The organism is Corynebacterium uberis, from assembly GCF_020616335.1.
GTDB lineage: Bacteria > Actinomycetota > Actinomycetes > Mycobacteriales > Mycobacteriaceae > Corynebacterium > Corynebacterium uberis.
Genome location: NZ_CP085051.1, coordinates 679,542 through 694,633 on the forward strand (window position 1 = coordinate 679,542; position 15,092 = coordinate 694,633).

General features: G+C 67.8%; 14 protein-coding genes. 7 read left to right on the forward strand and 7 right to left on the reverse strand.

Annotation, left to right across the window (positions count from 1 at the left end; all coding sequences use genetic code 11):
- Window positions 1-172 precede the first annotated feature (172 nt).
- Window positions 173-2,497, reverse strand: coding sequence for a helicase-associated domain-containing protein (locus tag LH390_RS03120; protein WP_227280636.1), 2,325 nt, complete (start codon window positions 2,495-2,497; stop codon window positions 173-175).
- Between the two features lie 63 nt (window positions 2,498-2,560).
- On the opposite strand from LH390_RS03120, the gene LH390_RS03125 reads away from it, so the two are divergent.
- The gene (locus LH390_RS03125; protein WP_227280635.1) at window positions 2,561-2,749 is read left to right on the forward strand and encodes a hypothetical protein; all 189 of its coding nucleotides are present in this window, start codon (window positions 2,561-2,563) and stop codon (window positions 2,747-2,749) included.
- Window positions 2,750-2,976: 227 nt separating this feature from the next.
- Here the strand turns inward: LH390_RS03125 and LH390_RS03130 are convergent, their stop codons facing one another.
- Window positions 2,977-3,720: a transglycosylase family protein gene (locus LH390_RS03130; protein ID WP_227280634.1), complete on the reverse strand. Its 744-nt coding sequence runs from the start codon at window positions 3,718-3,720 to the stop codon at window positions 2,977-2,979.
- Window positions 3,721-4,554: 834 nt separating this feature from the next.
- On the opposite strand from LH390_RS03130, the gene LH390_RS03135 reads away from it, so the two are divergent.
- Window positions 4,555-5,031 (forward strand): cold-shock protein, encoded by a 477-nt coding sequence (locus LH390_RS03135; RefSeq protein WP_227280633.1) that lies wholly within the window; start codon window positions 4,555-4,557, stop codon window positions 5,029-5,031.
- 27 nt (window positions 5,032-5,058) lie between these two features.
- Here the strand turns inward: LH390_RS03135 and LH390_RS03140 are convergent, their stop codons facing one another.
- Entirely contained in the window at window positions 5,059-5,649 is a 591-nt protein-coding gene (locus tag LH390_RS03140; RefSeq protein ID WP_227280632.1) for a DUF2771 domain-containing protein, read from the reverse strand.
- A gap of 87 nt (window positions 5,650-5,736) precedes the next feature.
- On the opposite strand from LH390_RS03140, the gene LH390_RS03145 reads away from it, so the two are divergent.
- From LH390_RS03145 to LH390_RS03155, 3 genes are all read left to right on the forward strand, one after another.
- Window positions 5,737-6,561: a DUF3027 domain-containing protein gene (locus LH390_RS03145; RefSeq protein ID WP_227280631.1), complete on the forward strand. Its 825-nt coding sequence runs from the start codon at window positions 5,737-5,739 to the stop codon at window positions 6,559-6,561.
- Between the two features lie 200 nt (window positions 6,562-6,761).
- Window positions 6,762-8,234 (forward strand): NCS2 family permease, encoded by a 1,473-nt coding sequence (locus tag LH390_RS03150; RefSeq protein WP_227280630.1) that lies wholly within the window; start codon window positions 6,762-6,764, stop codon window positions 8,232-8,234.
- Window positions 8,234-9,082 (forward strand): TrmH family RNA methyltransferase, encoded by an 849-nt coding sequence (locus tag LH390_RS03155; RefSeq protein ID WP_227280629.1) that lies wholly within the window; start codon window positions 8,234-8,236, stop codon window positions 9,080-9,082. Before LH390_RS03150 ends, LH390_RS03155 begins: the two co-directional genes overlap by 1 nt.
- On the opposite strand, the gene LH390_RS03160 is transcribed toward LH390_RS03155, so the two are convergent.
- From LH390_RS03160 to serC, 3 genes are all read right to left on the reverse strand, one after another.
- Complete coding sequence (locus tag LH390_RS03160) at window positions 9,079-9,972, reverse strand: DUF6928 family protein (protein WP_227280628.1); 894 nt, start codon at window positions 9,970-9,972, stop codon at window positions 9,079-9,081. The two genes, LH390_RS03155 and LH390_RS03160, sit on opposite strands and share 4 nt — an antisense overlap.
- Before the next feature lie 27 nt (window positions 9,973-9,999).
- Window positions 10,000-10,941, reverse strand: coding sequence for a septation protein SepH (gene sepH / locus LH390_RS03165; protein WP_227280627.1), 942 nt, complete (start codon window positions 10,939-10,941; stop codon window positions 10,000-10,002).
- Between the two features lie 105 nt (window positions 10,942-11,046).
- Window positions 11,047-12,207, reverse strand: coding sequence for a phosphoserine transaminase (gene serC, locus LH390_RS03170; RefSeq protein ID WP_227280626.1), 1,161 nt, complete (start codon window positions 12,205-12,207; stop codon window positions 11,047-11,049).
- 449 nt (window positions 12,208-12,656) lie between these two features.
- Between serC and LH390_RS03175 the strand changes: the two genes are divergently transcribed.
- Together LH390_RS03175 and LH390_RS03180 are read left to right on the forward strand one after the other, a co-directional pair.
- Complete coding sequence (locus LH390_RS03175) at window positions 12,657-13,955, forward strand: citrate synthase (protein WP_227280625.1); 1,299 nt, start codon at window positions 12,657-12,659, stop codon at window positions 13,953-13,955.
- Window positions 13,956-14,092: 137 nt separating this feature from the next.
- Window positions 14,093-14,452, forward strand: coding sequence for an FKBP-type peptidyl-prolyl cis-trans isomerase (locus LH390_RS03180; RefSeq protein WP_227280624.1), 360 nt, complete (start codon window positions 14,093-14,095; stop codon window positions 14,450-14,452).
- Window positions 14,453-14,495: 43 nt separating this feature from the next.
- Here LH390_RS03180 and LH390_RS03185 read toward each other — a convergent pair whose 3' ends face one another.
- Entirely contained in the window at window positions 14,496-15,065 is a 570-nt protein-coding gene (locus tag LH390_RS03185; protein WP_227280623.1) for a hypothetical protein, read from the reverse strand.
- Window positions 15,066-15,092 lie beyond the last annotated feature (27 nt).

The following is a 15,092-nucleotide window of genomic DNA, read 5'->3' on the forward strand; positions in this document are numbered from 1 at the left end:
ATGGCGCGGCGAGCCCCTTCCGATCGCGCGCAGTGCCGGAGCCCCGCATCTCCTGGCCGAAGGAACCCCCAGGTCCCCCAGACCCCCAGACCCCCCGTCCTCCGCGCCCCCGAACCCCGTGCCCTGGCACTGCCGCGTGGCCGCGTGGCCGCCCCGCGCTCTCCGCGCGCGCCTAGTCCAGGGTTTCTACCGACGTGACCCGGTGCAGGCTGAAGCGCCGAGCCGCACCATCGCTGAGCGCCACGGCTTCCACGTGGCCCTCCGCCACCCGCACGGGAGTGATGTTCATCTGGTGAGCCCCACCCGCACTGTCTACATACCCCAAGCGCACGGCCTTGCCCGCCCGTGCGGCCGCCTTGAGCTGGGTGATCGGGTTAGTCGCGCGCTGCGTGGCACCCTGGTTCCCGTTTCCGCCGCTAGTATCGCGGCGCAGCGCGGCGATTGCCGCGGCAATGCGTTGGGGGTCGGGGGCGGTTGGGGTGCGAAAGTCTGGAACCGCGCCTGCCGCTGCGTGTGCGGGCCCGCGGGCTGGCGCATTCGCCGCACCCCGACTCGCCGCGCCCAGGCCAGCTCCACCCCGACCTGCCGCGCCGCGATCCCGCCGCCGACGCCCCGGGCTGATCCGCGCAGGCTCGGGGCGCAAGTCGATGCTTCGGCCCTCGGAGTCCTCGGCAGCGATGGTGATGCCTTCGCCGCGCAGGGCTGTGATGACTTCTGCAAGCGGGCGGTCTGAGACCGCCACGGTGGGGGCGAGACCGCGCAGGTGCAGATCTGCCGCGATGGGTAGTCCGAGGGCTTGGGCAAGCTGGGCGGGGTCGGCGCACCGCACGTAGCTTCCGGCCGGCCCGCCGCGCAGCGTGCCGTGGGTGCGGGCGAGGTCATCTACGAGGTAGCTCACCGCGGAGGGGACTTCTCCTCTGCAGTGTGCGCGAAGCCAGGCGTGAATGTCTGCGGCGGTGCGCCCGGCATCAAAGGCGCGGCGCAGACTGTCTTGGGTGATCCGATACACGCTGGCCAGCCCCGGAGATTCCAGATCTGCCAGCAGTGTGAGTTCCCGATCCGTTTCTGGGTTGAGCGGCCCGGGGGCGGTCACCGTCATGTCTGCCTGCACGATGAGGTAGTCCACGCTGGGAGGTGTGGCCGCGGTGGTGGCGCGCGCCACGGCTTCCGGGTCTGCCGCCAGCAATCCTTCGACAACGGGGGTCAGGGTTCCGTCGCTGAATGCGCCGATGCTCGTGGCGGACGCCAGCGTGCGCTCCACGGCGCTGACCGGGGTGCGCCAGGACAGCAGGGGGTGGTGGTAGCCAAGGAGCGCGGCAACGTCACTGTGCTGGAGACGCACTGCCTGTGGGGCAGTGCGACAGGCATCGGCGATGGCGTGGCGCAGGACCGGTAGCTGGGCGTTGCGGGTGGCGGGAGTGGCCAGGTGCGCATCGCCGACGGCGGCGTCGTCCCACGCGGAGTCCCACCAGGACACCAGAAGGTGGGCCCAGCGCGCGGCGGGGGTGGCGCTGAGCCATTCGTCGGCGGCGGGGGTGGGGGCCAGGTACTCGGTGGTATCGGTGTCGCTGATCTGGCCGGTAGCAATTAGCCCGGCGCTCAAGCCGAGGTTGCACAGCCGGATGCATTCGTCGGGCGTGTCATTGATCAGCCCTGCTAGCCGGCCAATTTCGCGGACCCCTACGCCGTGGTCGCGCAACAGGCGCGCGGGGGTGAGGCTGAGGGCGTCGATAAGCTGTGCCATGTCGCGCACGGTGGACAGTCCTGCGGTGACTCCGGCGTCGTCGTTTGTGGCGGGGGTGGGCGCTGGCAGCGTGGGCGGCTGGAGGCTGAGCGCGACCAGGTCTTCGGAGGTGATCGCTGCGCGCACGTGCCTGGGCAGGCGCACGGTGGTGGAGTTGATGCGCTGGATGAGCCCCGCGGCGATCAGGCGTGGAATGGGGCGGGTGGGCTCGGCGTCGGGGTCGGCATCGCGGGTGGTGCCGGTGCCCCCGGAGCGGGCGAGGGTCTCCAGGATCGCCCGCGAGGTGTCATCCAGGGCCGCAATGTCGGTGCGCAGCGTCGGCGCCGGCGTGGCGGTGGCCTCTGCGCGCAGGTCCCAATCGGCAGGCAGCGTGGCCATGACCTCGGCGAGCTGGCGCGGATCCTGCGGGTCGCCGTACCAGAGGCCGAGCGTGAACAGGGCATCGCGCGCGGAGTCAAGGTCAGCGGAGTCAAAGTCAGCGCAGGCATGGTCTGCCGCGGCAACGATGTCTGCGTACGCGACGGGATGGTATTCCGCCCCTGCTGCTGCGGCGATGTCGCAGGCCATCAGCGCTGGGGTGTTGAGTTGGGCGAGCGCGTGGGCAACGGACGTGCGGATGGTCAGGCGCGCCGCCAGGGAGCCGATGGTGGGCGGGGGAGGGTAGGCGGCGTCGGGGCGGGCGCGCAGGAGGGCGGTCAGTTCTGCGTCGGTACGCCCTGCCAGCCAGGTGGTGTAGGGGTCAGGGGTAGTCATCGGGGGCAATAATAGTGTTGGAGCAGGTGACGGCGCGGCGGGGAGTCTGCCACAATGGTGGTTATGGCACATGTAGAGAAGAAGGGTTACGTGGACCCGGCCTGGCCTGAGGTCGTGGGCGATCACCACGCGGTTACTGAGCTCATCGCGCCTTTGGCTGGTGCTTCTAGCCCCTTTGGCGATGATCTGGAGCTGCCTGTGAGCTACGAGCAGACCGGCTACGTTCACCCCTACACCCGCATCAACAAGTAGCAGGCGGGGCGTCGCTGTCGGTTTCCCGCGTCAACGAGCCTCCTGCTGTTTTCCCCTAGAACGCACAATCCCCCAGCTCCACACGATGGTTGACATCGCAGGGGCGGGGGATTGTGTGCTTATCGACGCCGCGCGTTCCCAGGCAGGTCCGCCGCAACCGCGCGCGGGGGGAATCCTGCTCGCGCGCGTGGGGTGTCCGGGAGGCTGCGGGTTCGTCTTGGGTGCTGCTAGGCGGTGAACGCCGCGGCGGCCTCGCGCAGCTGGTTGAGCGCCGGGCCGCTGTGGGTGGTGGCGTAGTTCAGGGCGGGGTTGATCAGCTCAGCGCCGGCGGCGTAGAAGCCGTCAATGTCATTGAGGTGCGCGGCGAGCAGGGTGTTCAGTTCGCCCGGGACGGCGACACCGGCCTGGGTGAGCGCGGAGGAGACCACGTCATAGAGCTGCTGTGCGGGCTTGAGGCCGCTCAGGTCGCTGGCCTTGGTGAAGGCCGCGGCTGCCGGGGCAGATTCGGTGCGCGCCGGCGAGGAAGCGGGGGCGGCTGCCGGGGCTGCGGCGGCGGGGGCCGGGGAGGAGGCAGGTGCCGGGGCGGGAGCGGGGGCGGTGCGCTGCGTGGGCGCGGAGTTCAGGCCCAGCTGGGAGGAGCAGGCCGGCCAGGCGCCCCAGCCCTGGGAGGCGAGGACTCGTTCGGCGACCACGATCTGCTGCTCGCGGGAGGCCTGGTAGGCGTACGGGGCAAATTCCTGGCCGCCGTTGGCGTTCCACGTGGCGGGGGAGAACTGGAGGCCTCCGTGGTAGCCGTTGCCGGTGTTGATGGCCCAGTTGCCGCCGGACTCGCACTGTGCCAGCGCGTCCCAGTCGGCGTCGCTAGCCGCGCTGGCCGTGGGGGCCAGCAGGGCGGAAGCGGTGCCCACGGCGACGGAGCCGAGCGCGATCTTGGCGGCAATGGAGGTGGTCTTTGCTGCGTGACGTCCCATGGAGTTGAAAAGGTCCTTCCCTGTGGTGAGTCGCGGTTGACTCGCCCCTGCTGTGTGTCTCTTTTTTGTGTCTTGCTGTCCGGCGGGCGTGTGCGCGGGGGCAGGTGCCCGCCGGGTGATTGCTTTTCTGCACCAGCGACGCCTGTTGCCATCACGGGCGCAGGGGCGCGGTTGGTTGTGATGGACGAATGCGGCGTCGGTGCCTGGGGCCAAAGCGTAACGGTTTATAACGATTGTGTCACGCTCGTCGCTTCATTAAGTCCTAAGGATTCCACGCAGCGTTCATGCGGCTGCTATTGGTCCTGGTCAGAGCGCCCATCGCAGGTGTGTGAGTTACGTCACGTGGTGTGTGGCGTGGTGTTTGTGTGACTCGTGAGAATTACGACGCCTCCCAAACTCCCGTGTAAAATGGGACCTTCTTGGGCTGAGCGGCCCCACTGTGGGGCTGGTGCTCATGCGGCCGCTGTGCTAGACGCCCCGCGCGTGTGATGCCCGCGGTTGGCGGATAGACACCGCGGCGCGTCGCGTGCTGCGCCGGCACCCGCTGCGCTCCGGCACGCCGGGGATGCACCCCGGCAGCACTGTGCAGCCGCGCGGCGTGGCGCTGTATGGCGCTGTGTGTTGGCCTGCGCGTCATCGGCCGACACCGGTCCGCTGCGACCGCAATCGGCGCACGGCGACGGAAACCGGCACAAGCCGGCACCCGTCGGCCGCGAACAACCGGGATCGGCCGCAAGCAGCAGCGAACAGCCGCCAGCAGCCGCCCAGCCCAGACAACCGGCCGTGCAGCCATGCACAGTCGCTGCCTCATTACGTGGAAAAGGTGATTGTCCGATGCCCGTCGGAACAGTGAAGTGGTACGACCCCGAGCGCGGGTTCGGGTTTGCCTCCAACCCAGGCTCCGAGGACGTCTATATTGGCCGGCAGGTGCTGCCCAAGGGGGTCACGGAGCTGACCTCTGGCCAGCGCGTGGAGTTCGACTTCGCCTCGGGGCGGCGCGGCCCGCAGGCGCTGCGCGTGCGCATTATTGATACCCCCACGATCGCGGGCGCTGACACGCGTGGTGGTCGCGGCCGGGGTGTGCGCGGCGCTGGGCGCGCGACCGGACCGGGCGGGGCGCAGGGTGCGCGCGGGGGACGCCACCAGCACCGCTATCAGCCCGATGAACTGAACTCCATGATCTCTGACCTGGTGTCGCTGATGGAGGTCAAGGTGCAGCCCGATCTGCAACGCGGCCGGTTCCCGGAGCGCAAGGTGGGCCGCCAGGTTGCAGAAATCCTGCGGGCGCTGGCCAAGGAGCTTGACGCCTAACTCTCCGGCACAGCGGCACCACGCCGCCTAGGGGCGGGGTGCCGGCGTGTGCGGGGCCGCGGATGTGGCCGGATCCGGGTTGGTCAGGATCGACCACACCGCCACGTAGGGGGTTTCCTCGCCGTTGTCGTTGTGGCCGATCATGGGGGCGGAGACTTCTACCACGGTGAGCCGGGGGCGGTGGGTGGATCCCTGAGCCACGGGCTCGGCGGAGCCGGCCACAGTCACCTCGGTTTGTTCGTGCGGCCCGAAGCGCTGCTCATCGTTGGCGGCGGGGTCGTCGTAGATGGTCAGCAGTTGCCAGTTGTGGTCGTGGATCTCCCGCGGGATGGTCAGCGTGAGGTGCTCGTCGGCGCCCACGCGCACGGTGGGTACGTCGCCGTCGGGACAGGAGGTTCCCGGCTCGCAGACCTTGTAGGGGGCGATGTCCTGGGAGTGATCGCCTACCGTGGCGGTGACGCGGACGTCGGCAGGCTCTGCGCCGGGCCGGGAGTTCCACCAGGTTTGGAACAGGTATCCGGCGACGACGACGATGACCACCGCGATGATGAGCGCGAGGATTTGAAGGAGCGATCTGCGGCCCCGGGCGCGCCGGGAGAGCGGGCGGGTAGAAGGCATGCCCGCTAGTCTATTCGCCTGTCGTATCCGCGGGCGGGGTGTGCCCCGGGTCACGGGGGAGAAGGGGCGTCGGCGATAATAGGGGACGTGTCCACAGCTCGTCCCCACCGTTCCCGTGCTTCTTCTTCCGCGCACTCGGCTTCTCGACGCCGTGCGCACACCACCCCGGCGCGCCGCCGGGAGCAAGCGCAGGGCTCGGGGGTCTTAAGTGCCCAGGCGGTCGATGTGGCGCGCCAGGCATTGTGGGAGATGGGCGAAAGCCCCCAGCAGGTGGGGGCACACGTGGGGGCGCAGCGCTGTGGCGATGACCCCGACCATGTGGCGACGCACCGCTTCGCCGCCCAGGTCCCGGGCTACCCGGGGTGGGAGTGGCAGGTGGTGGTGGCGTGCGCGCCGGGAAGCCAGGACATCACGGTCAACGAGGCGGCGCTCGTGCCGGCCCCCTCGGGGCAGGCCTTGCAAGCCCCGGATTGGGTGCCGTGGGCGCAGCGGGTTCGCCCCGGGGATCTTCATCCCGGTGACGTGTTGCCGCCGGAGCCGCATGACGCGCGGCTCACGGATGTTGCGGCCCAGGCGGCGGCCCCTGATCGTGCGCGCGGGGATTCCGCGCAGGGCCCGTGGCTGAGTCGGACGGGGCTGGCGGATGCCAAGCAGCGGTGGCGTCGCGGGGATTTCGGGCCGACCAGTGTTTTTGCCCAGGAGGCGGCCCTGCATTGCCGCAGCTGTGCGTTCTTTGTGCCGGCTGCGGAGCCGATCGGGGCGACGTTTGGGGTGTGCGTCAACGAGTTGTCGGCTGATGGCCGGCTGGTGCATGCGCGCTATGGCTGTGGGGCCCATTCGCGGACTCCTGCGCACCCGGTTGCCGCGAGCCAAACGCGGCCGGCCTTTGATGATGAGCGGCCAGTGTTTTAGACGTGTTCACGGCGCTGCATGATCCCCCGCAATGGCTGGTGGTGGATGCGTGGTGTGTGCGTGCGGTCTTGCCAAGTGGGCTAGGTCAGTGGGACTCTAGTGGGGGCGCGGCCTCCGGGTAGTTGGATGCGCGGGGATGCGCCCGATTCTTTTAAAGCCTTCTACTTTTCCCTTATATCAAGGAAGCCTTCTGCACAACCATGACTGGGCCTACTGCTGCGCCGCCGCGCGCTCACAATTCTTCTTTGTCTTCGCGGCTAGATTCGTATTTTGGCATCACTGAGCGGGGCTCAACGGTGGGCACAGAGGTGCGCGCCGGGGTGGTCACGTTTTTTGCGATGGCCTACATCGTCATCCTCAATCCGCTCATTTTGGGCACTTCCGCGGATTCGCAGGGCACCACGTTGGGGATTCCGCAGGTGGCGGCGGCCACGGCGCTGGCTGCTGGGGTGATGACTATTGCTTTTGGTCTGATCGCACGCTACCCCTTCGGCATTGCCACGGGCCTGGGCATTAACACCATGCTCGCGGTGTCCCTGGTCGCCGGGGAGGGGCTGACCTGGGCAGAGGCCATGGGTCTGGTGGTCATTGACGGCATTGTCATCGTGGTGCTGGCCGTCTCCGGGTTCCGGGAGGCGGTGTTTAATGCCATCCCCGCGCCGATGAAGGCTGCCATTGGGGTGGGCATCGGGGCGTTCATCGCCATGATTGGGCTTGTCGACGCCGGCTTTGTCACCCGTGTGCCGGATGCTGCGGGCACCACGGTGCCGGTGTCCCTGGGGGTTGATGGCTCCATTGGCACGTGGCCCACGTTCGTTTTTGTGGTGGGCTTGATCATTTGTGGCGCGCTGGTGGTCCGCGGGGTGCGCGGCGGACTGTTCATTGGCATCGTGGCTACCACCTTGATTGCCATGATCGTGGAGGCGATGACCGGTGTGGGATCGTCGGCCGAGCACCACGGCGGGTGGTCACTGGCGGTGCCCACCTTGCCCACGTCCTTTGGCGGCATTCCGGACCTATCCATCGTGGGCCACGTGGACCTGGTGGGGGCCTTCACCCGGGTGGGGGCCCTGGCCGCGGCATTGCTGGTGTTCACCCTGGTGCTGGCCAACTTCTTTGACGCCATGGGTACCATGACGGCGTTGGGCAAGCAGGCTCGCCTGGTTGATGAGCAGGGCAACCTTCCGGACCTGAAGAAGGCCCTGGTGGTGGAGGGCACGGGCGCCATCGTGGGTGGTGCGTGTTCGGCAAGCTCGAATACGGTCTTTGCGGATTCTGCCGCCGGTATTGGCGATGGCGCCCGCACCGGTTTGGCCAACGTGGTCACCGGCGTGCTGTTCCTCGCCGCGATGTTCTTGACGCCCCTGTATGAGATCGTGCCGATCGAGGCCGCCGCCCCGGTGTTGGTGATCGTCGGGGCGATGATGATGGCCCAGGTCACGGACATCAATTGGGCGCGCTTTGATGTCGCACTGCCGGCCTTTTTGACCATCGTGGTCATGCCCTATACCTATTCCATTGCCAACGGCATCGGGGTTGGTTTTGTCACGTTCACGGCGATGGCCGTCGCGGCGGGCAAGATTCGGCGCGTCCACTGGATCATGTGGCTGGTTTCGGTGCTGTTCATCATCTACTTTGCGATGGACCCGATCATGGCCGCGGTGGCCGCCTGATGGCCGGGCGCGCGGTCTGCATCACCGATCCCGCTGACCCGCGGCTCGATGATTTCCGGGACCTCAACCATAGCGATCGCCGCCCGGACGCCCCCGGGGGCAAGGGGCTGGTCATCGCGGAGGGCGCTTTGGTGGTCTCGCGGCTGCTGCAGTCGCGGTGCCCGGTGCGTGCCGTGGCGGGTTTTGGTTCCCGGCTGGCTGACGCGGTGGATTCGGGGCTGATTCCAGACGGGGTGCCCGTCTATGAGCTCACGCGTTCGGTGCTGGCCCAGGTCGCCGGCTTTGATATGCACCGGGGCTTGGTGGCCTCGGCGGATCGGCCGGCGCCGCTGCCGGTCTCCCAGGTGTTGGCGGGGACGCGCACCGTGGTGGTCCTGGAGGGGGTGGGCGATGCAGAGAATATTGGTTCGATCTTTCGCAACGCCGCCGGCATGGGCGCGGACGCGGTGATCTTTGGTAACGGCTGTGCTGATCCGCTGTATCGGCGCTGCGTGCGGGTGTCCATGGGGCATGTGTTGCGGCTGCCCTTCGCGCACCTGGGTGGCTCGCACACCACGTGGCAGCGCGGCCTGGAGCAGTTGCGCGAGCAGGGCTTCCGCCTGGTTTCTTTGACCCCTGACCCGCAGGCCCGTCACGTGGCGGAGGCGCTGGTGGATGACCACGGTGTGGCGTGGCCGAAGGTGGCCATGCTCGTGGGGGCGGAGGGCCCAGGCCTGACGGAGCATGCGATGCGGGCCACGGACGTGCGCGCCCGCATTCCCATGTCCCCGGGTACGGACTCGCTGAACCTGGCAACGTCAGCGGCCGTGGCGCTGTACGAGCGGGACCGGAGCCTGCAGCTGGGCTAGCGGTCCGTGTGTCGCAGGCGCTGCGCTGCTCGGCTGCGCGCGCCGCGGAGCTTGGCGGCGGCCCGCGCCCGTGCCTGGTGGAGGGCGGCGGTGGCGTCGTCGATCACGCGGGCGAGATCCGCCCCGGATTCGGGGGTGGCCGCGCGGTCTTCGTAGTCGTCGTAGTAGCCGTTGCCGGCGCCGATGCCTAGCTGTGCGGTGGCGGTGCTGGCCAGCTCATCAACGGTCATCCAGCCTGCGGTGCGCGGTTCGTCGATTTTGGGTTCGGGGCGGCCGTCGACGGCAAAGGCGGCCACGTTGATATCGGGGCCGGTGGGGGAGATCTCGACGCCGAGCCACGCGGTTTGGGCCGCGCGGGCGAGGTGGGCGGGGACGAAGGGGAGGTTGATGCCGCCGAGGGGTTCGTCGTCTTCGCCTGCCCAGAAGGGTCCCTCGAAGGGCTCGGGCAGGCCGATGTCTTCATAGACGGCGTCGCGGTGGGCGGCAAAGCTGCGTTGGAGGCGTCCGCCAGTCCAGTGGGCGAAGGCCCCGAATCCGTCGGGGTGGGTGGAAATGGCGTAGATGTCGTCGGCGGGCAGGGCGGTGAGCAGGTCCGGGCTCAGGCGGGAGGGGCGCTCGATGGCGTCGAGAAGCGTATGAACAACCGCAACCCCGGGGTAGGCGGCGATGTAGAACTCGCCGCGGGAAGCGTCGGTGGAGCGGTTGAGGGGGAACTGCCCGATGGGGGTCACCGGCCAGTCGGGGCGCAGCTGGGCGAGGAATTTTCGGCCGAATCCGCGGTCGGCGCGGGGTTCGTCGTGCAGGACGGCGGCCACGTCGGGGGTGCTGATGTACCACAGCGTCGTCGCGGCGCTGACTACTCCGCGGGTCCGGTGGCGGGGGTCAAACATGGTCACCGTGGCGTACCTGCCTCTCCGTTATTTGCGGGGCCGCTTGGTGTTGGTGCGCACCCCAAGCAGCACGTCCTCCCAGTGCGGGGTGACCGCTTTTCGACGCCGCTGTGCCGGCGGCTCCTGCTCCCGCGCCTCCGGGTGGCGCAGGAACTCGTCTTCTTCCGCCGCATCCTCGCCGCCCACCGCGGGCAGGTCATCGAGGGTCTTTTCCGTTTCCGATTCCGCGGGGGAATTGTTCATGTACCCCCTGCTCACGGCCGTCAGTGAGCGCACCGGCTGCAAAAACTCCGGGTTGATCAGGTCCGCGGCCATGGGGTCGCGGGGGGTGGCGGTAGCCGCCGAGGTGGCGTGGAGATCGATCGCCCATTCGGCGGTGTTATGGCTCAGCCCCGCATCCCAGGCGACCACGGCCACCCATTGTCCCGAGTCGTCGCGGTAGGAGTCCCACGTTGCCGCGGCCAGGTGCGCGCCGCGGGCGGCGAAGGCGGTGGCCAGGATCTCCCACAGCGTCAACGAGGCCGGGCCGTCGTCGCGCACCGGATGGGCCTGCTTAGCCAGGCCCGCCATGCGGGAGCGCTCCAGGAGCACCGGGTGGGCGAAGGGCTCCACCCGGGACTGGGCCACGCCCATCTCCTCGGCCAACTGTGCAATCGAGGCGCCGCCGCGGATGCGCTCCTGGATCTCGCGCGGGCGCATGGTCAGCGGCGCGGACAGCCCGGGGTCCACCTGGCGTACGGGGCGCGCCGGAGCGGGGGTGTCCGGCTTGTCGTCTGCATCGGATGCCGCGGTGTCCTTAGCGGTGGATTCCGCCGGGGGAGTAGGGGTGGCGCCGAGCAGGGTGCGCAGGGCGTCGGTGACCTCGATGCGGAACTGCTCACCGGCCGTCGGCTCGGTGTCTGGGCCCGCCGTGGTCACCACCAACTGTGTTGGGGTGGACTCGTCGGGCACGAGGTGCAGCTCACGCATGGGGTCTCCTCCGCTTCCGGTAAGTGGGTACGTATCGCACACCTTAACGCACGTCGGGCCCGGAAGCGGTGCAGCAGCACCCGAGTTGAGCAGCCAATTTACGGACTACTCCTGGGTAGAAGCCACTCCGGAGTCCAGTATGGCGTCAATGCACTGGGTCAGGGCAACAATATCCGCGGTGTCTATCGCCGGGAACATGCCCACGCGCAGCTGGTTCCTGCCCAGCTTGCGGTAGGGCTCCACGTCGACGACGCCGTGGGCGCGCAGCACCTTGGCCACGACCGCGGCATCAACGTTATCCGCGAAGTCAATGGTGCCTACCACCAGCGACCGTGCGGAGGGCTCCTCCACAAACGGCTGGGCCTCCGGGCGCTGGGTCGCCCATTCGTAGAGCGCCGTGGAGTTGGCCGTGGTGCGCTCGACCATGCCGGCCAGTCCGCCGTGGGCATTCATCCACTGCACCTGGTTGGCCAGCATGACCAGCGTGGCCACCGCGGGGGTGTTGTAGGTCTGGTTCTTGCGGGAATTGTCCACGGCGGTGCGCAGAGACAAAAACGCGGGGATGAAGCGCGAGGCATCCGCATCGAGCTGTTCGATGCGGTCGAGTGCGGCCGGGCTCATCGCCGCGAGCCACAGGCCGCCATCGGAGGCGAAGCACTTCTGCGGGGAGAAGTAGTAGACGTCCGTGGCGGCGATGTCTACCGGCAGCCCGCCGGCCCCGGAGGTGGCGTCAATGACCACCAGGGCGTCCTCGGGCAGACCGTCGGGGCGGGTGGGGGCGACCATCGCGCCGGTGGAGGTTTCATTATGCGCCCAGGCCACTACGTCGGCGTTGGCGAACTCCGGGGCGGCCAGCGCGGCTGGGGCGGGCACCGTCCCGGGCTGGGCGGTGACGATGTGCGGATCAGCAAGCCAGGGGGCGCGCGTGGCGGCGGTGGCGAACTTCGCGGAAAACTCGCCAAAGCTCAGGTGTGCGGAGCGCGCGCGGATCAGCCCATAGGTGGCCGCGTCCCAGAACGCGGTGGCCCCGCCTAGGGAGAGCACAATTTCATAGCCTTCGGGCAGCGCAAACAGCTCGGTCAGACCGGAGCGGATGTCGCCGACCAGGTTCTTTACCGCCGGCTGGCGGTGGGAGGTGCCCAGGACGGTGCGTCCCGCAGCGGCCAGGGCGTCCAGCTGCTCAGATCGCACCTTGGAGGGGCCGCAGCCAAAACGGCCGTCGGCCGGGAGGAGATCGGAGGGTAACTGGAAGGCAGGCGTAGACACGGTGCGCTCCTTAAAGCACTGGTAGGGGGTGGATGGTCTTCTCACCCTAGCTTGGAGTCTTCACCTGCGGGGGTGGATGCACAATTCTGTAGCCTCGATCACAGATGCTGGTACTATGTGCTGAGCCCCATCTTTTTCGGGGGTGGTCCCGTATTTCCTGCCGGGCGCGTTGTTTGCGCAGGTGGTGCGGCGGGGCTGCGTACCCAGGGCCGGCCGGGCTGTACCCCCGTTGCGGAACTGTCCATCCAGTACGCGTGTACGGTTATGGCAACGGCGGCCCACCATAATGGTGGGCGGCCACATAACTTCATAGCCGGCCAAACCGAAGGTCATTCTCCGGCGAGGAGTCGCGCTCGTGGGCCCTCCCCTTCGCCTTCGGCACGGATGTCCAAAGACACTTGGGGTCCTTGAACCGTCCCCACACTGTAGGAACCAGGAAGGGAAACATCGTGGCAGACAACACCAACGCCGACAACAAGGCGGTATTGCACTATCCCGGCGGCGAGTTTGAAATGAACATCAAACAAGCCACCGAAGGCAACTCCGGCATTGAACTGGGAGGACTGCTCTCCCAGACCGGCTACACCACCTTTGACCCAGGCTACGTCAGCACCGGATCCACCGAGTCGAAGATTACGTTCATTGATGGCGCCGAGGGCATCCTGCGCTACCGCGGCTATGACATCGCAGACCTTGCGGAAAACGCCACCTTCAACGAGGTCTCCTACCTGCTGATCAAGGGCCACCTTCCCACGCTCGATGAGCTGCACAAGTTCAACAATGAAATCCGCCACCACACCCTGCTGGATGAGGATTTCAAGGCCCAGTTCAACGTGTTCCCCCGCAACGCGCACCCCATGTCCGTGCTGGCGTCCTCGGTCAACATTTTGTCCACCTACTACCAGGACCAGCTCAACCCGCTGGATGAGGCGCAGCTGGACAAGGCCACCGTCCGACTCATGGCCAAGGTGCCCATGCTGGCGGCCTACGCCCACCGCGCCTCCCGCGGCGCCCCCTACATGTACCCGGATAACTCGCTGAATGCCCGCGAGAACTTCCTGCGCATGATGTTCGGCTACCCCACCGAGCCCTATGAGATCGACCCCATCATGGTCAAGGCCCTGGACCGCTTGCTGATCCTGCACGCCGACCATGAGCAGAACTGCTCCACCTCCACGGTGCGCATGATCGGTTCGGCACAGGCGAACATGTTCGTCGCCGTGGCTGGCGGCATCAACGCCCTGTCCGGCCCGCTGCACGGCGGCGCCAACCAGGCGGTGCTGGAGATGCTCGAGGAAATCCGCCGCAACGGCGGGGACGCCACCGACTTTATGAACCGCGTGAAGAACAAGGAAAAGGGCGTCCGCCTGATGGGCTTTGGCCACCGGGTGTACAAGAACTATGACCCGCGCGCAGCCATTGTCAAGGACACCGCCCATGAGGTGCTGGAGCACCTGGGTGGGGACGAGCTGCTGGATCTGGCGCTCAACCTGGAGGAGATCGCCCTCAAGGATGACTACTTTGTGGAGCGCAAGCTCTACCCCAACGTGGACTTCTACACCGGCCTGATCTACCGGGCGATGGGCTTCCCCACGGACTTCTTCACTGTGCTCTTTGCCATCGGCCGCCTGCCGGGGTGGATCGCCCACTACCGCGAGCAGCTGGAGATGAACACCAAGATCAACCGGCCGCGCCAGGTCTACACTGGCGAGACGCTGCGCAAGGTTATCCCCCGCGACCAGCGCTAATTCCCGGTTCTTCGGGCCCGGCCCACCACCCCGCGCCGACCCGGGTGGTGGGGTGCCTATAATGGACCGCACTGTGTTCCTCGTCGCAGCCACGTGCTGCGCTGAGAAATCCCAACTCCAAGGAGCCTTGTTTTTACATGGAAAAGCCCGCTATCGACGTCCCCACCGGCCCCGCGCCGTCAGATCTGGTCATCGAAGACATCACCGTCGGTGACGGCGCGCAGGCCACCCCTGGCGCCACGGTTGAGGTCCACTATGTGGGGGTCGATTTCGAGTCCGGCCAGGAGTTTGACTCCTCCTGGGACCGCAAGCAGACCATCGAGTTTTCGCTCGACCGGCTCATCGCCGGCTGGCAGGAAGGCATCCCGGGCATGAAGGTCGGCGGCCGGCGCAAGCTGATTTGCCCGCCGGAGAAGGCCTACGGCCCCGTCGGCGGGGGCCACCCGCTGTCCGGCCGCACCCTGGTTTTCATCATCGATCTGCTCGATGTGAAGTAACCAGCGTTCGAACCGCCTGACGTGCCCGCAGCCCCTCGCGCCTTTAGAGGCCGAGGGGCTGCACGTATCCCAGGTCGGGGCGGAAGGAGCCGCGCAGGGCGACGGGGGCGTCGATAAGCACCCATTGTCCAGAAAGGGATACCCGAATCTGGAGCAGATCGTCTCTAGGGGAGGCGACCACCTCCGCGCGGCAGGTGGGGGAGAAGGAGTGCACCTCCCGGACGTGGGCGTCGTCTAGCAGCGGGCCGAGGGCGACGCACTGCGGGTGGGACTGCGGCGGCGCGGCCTCGCCGGCGGGGGCGTGCTCGCCGAGGACAGCGGGAACGCCCTCGATGCACAGTGCCCACAGGGTGCGCTCGGGGGCGTCGGCAAATGGGGCCAGGCCGACGAGCGTGACATCGGAGCCAAAATCCGCCAGCGGGGTCACGGCCACCTCCTGGCCGGTGGGCAGGGGATTGCCGCACAGGGACAGCGCGTAGGCATGCTCATCGACGCTGTGCAGCAAGACATCACCGCGCGAGGTCACCCCCAGCAAGCGTGACGCATCACGCGGAGGGGTCTTGCCGTCTGCATAGGCGCGGGCGGCGGTGAGCAGTGCTGTCAGTTCCGTCATAAACGTCAGTTTTACCCCATCGCCGCC

Excerpts from the sequence above, each read along its gene's own strand:
- LH390_RS03120 (WP_227280636.1), bottom strand. The coding sequence starts at position 2,497 with ATGACTACCCCTGACCCCTACACCACCTGGCTGGCAGGGCGTACCGAC.
- LH390_RS03125 (WP_227280635.1), top strand. The coding sequence starts at position 2,561 with ATGGCACATGTAGAGAAGAAGGGTTACGTGGACCCGGCCTGGCCTGAG.
- LH390_RS03130 (WP_227280634.1), bottom strand. The coding sequence starts at position 3,720 with ATGGGACGTCACGCAGCAAAGACCACCTCCATTGCCGCCAAGATCGCG.
- LH390_RS03135 (WP_227280633.1), top strand. The coding sequence starts at position 4,555 with ATGCCCGTCGGAACAGTGAAGTGGTACGACCCCGAGCGCGGGTTCGGG.
- LH390_RS03140 (WP_227280632.1), bottom strand. The coding sequence starts at position 5,649 with ATGCCTTCTACCCGCCCGCTCTCCCGGCGCGCCCGGGGCCGCAGATCG.
- LH390_RS03150 (WP_227280630.1), top strand. The coding sequence starts at position 6,762 with ATGACTGGGCCTACTGCTGCGCCGCCGCGCGCTCACAATTCTTCTTTG.
- LH390_RS03155 (WP_227280629.1), top strand. The coding sequence starts at position 8,234 with ATGGCCGGGCGCGCGGTCTGCATCACCGATCCCGCTGACCCGCGGCTC.
- LH390_RS03160 (WP_227280628.1), bottom strand. The coding sequence starts at position 9,972 with ATGTTTGACCCCCGCCACCGGACCCGCGGAGTAGTCAGCGCCGCGACG.
- sepH (WP_227280627.1), bottom strand. The coding sequence starts at position 10,941 with ATGCGTGAGCTGCACCTCGTGCCCGACGAGTCCACCCCAACACAGTTG.
- LH390_RS03180 (WP_227280624.1), top strand. The coding sequence starts at position 14,093 with ATGGAAAAGCCCGCTATCGACGTCCCCACCGGCCCCGCGCCGTCAGAT.
- LH390_RS03185 (WP_227280623.1), bottom strand. The coding sequence starts at position 15,065 with ATGACGGAACTGACAGCACTGCTCACCGCCGCCCGCGCCTATGCAGAC.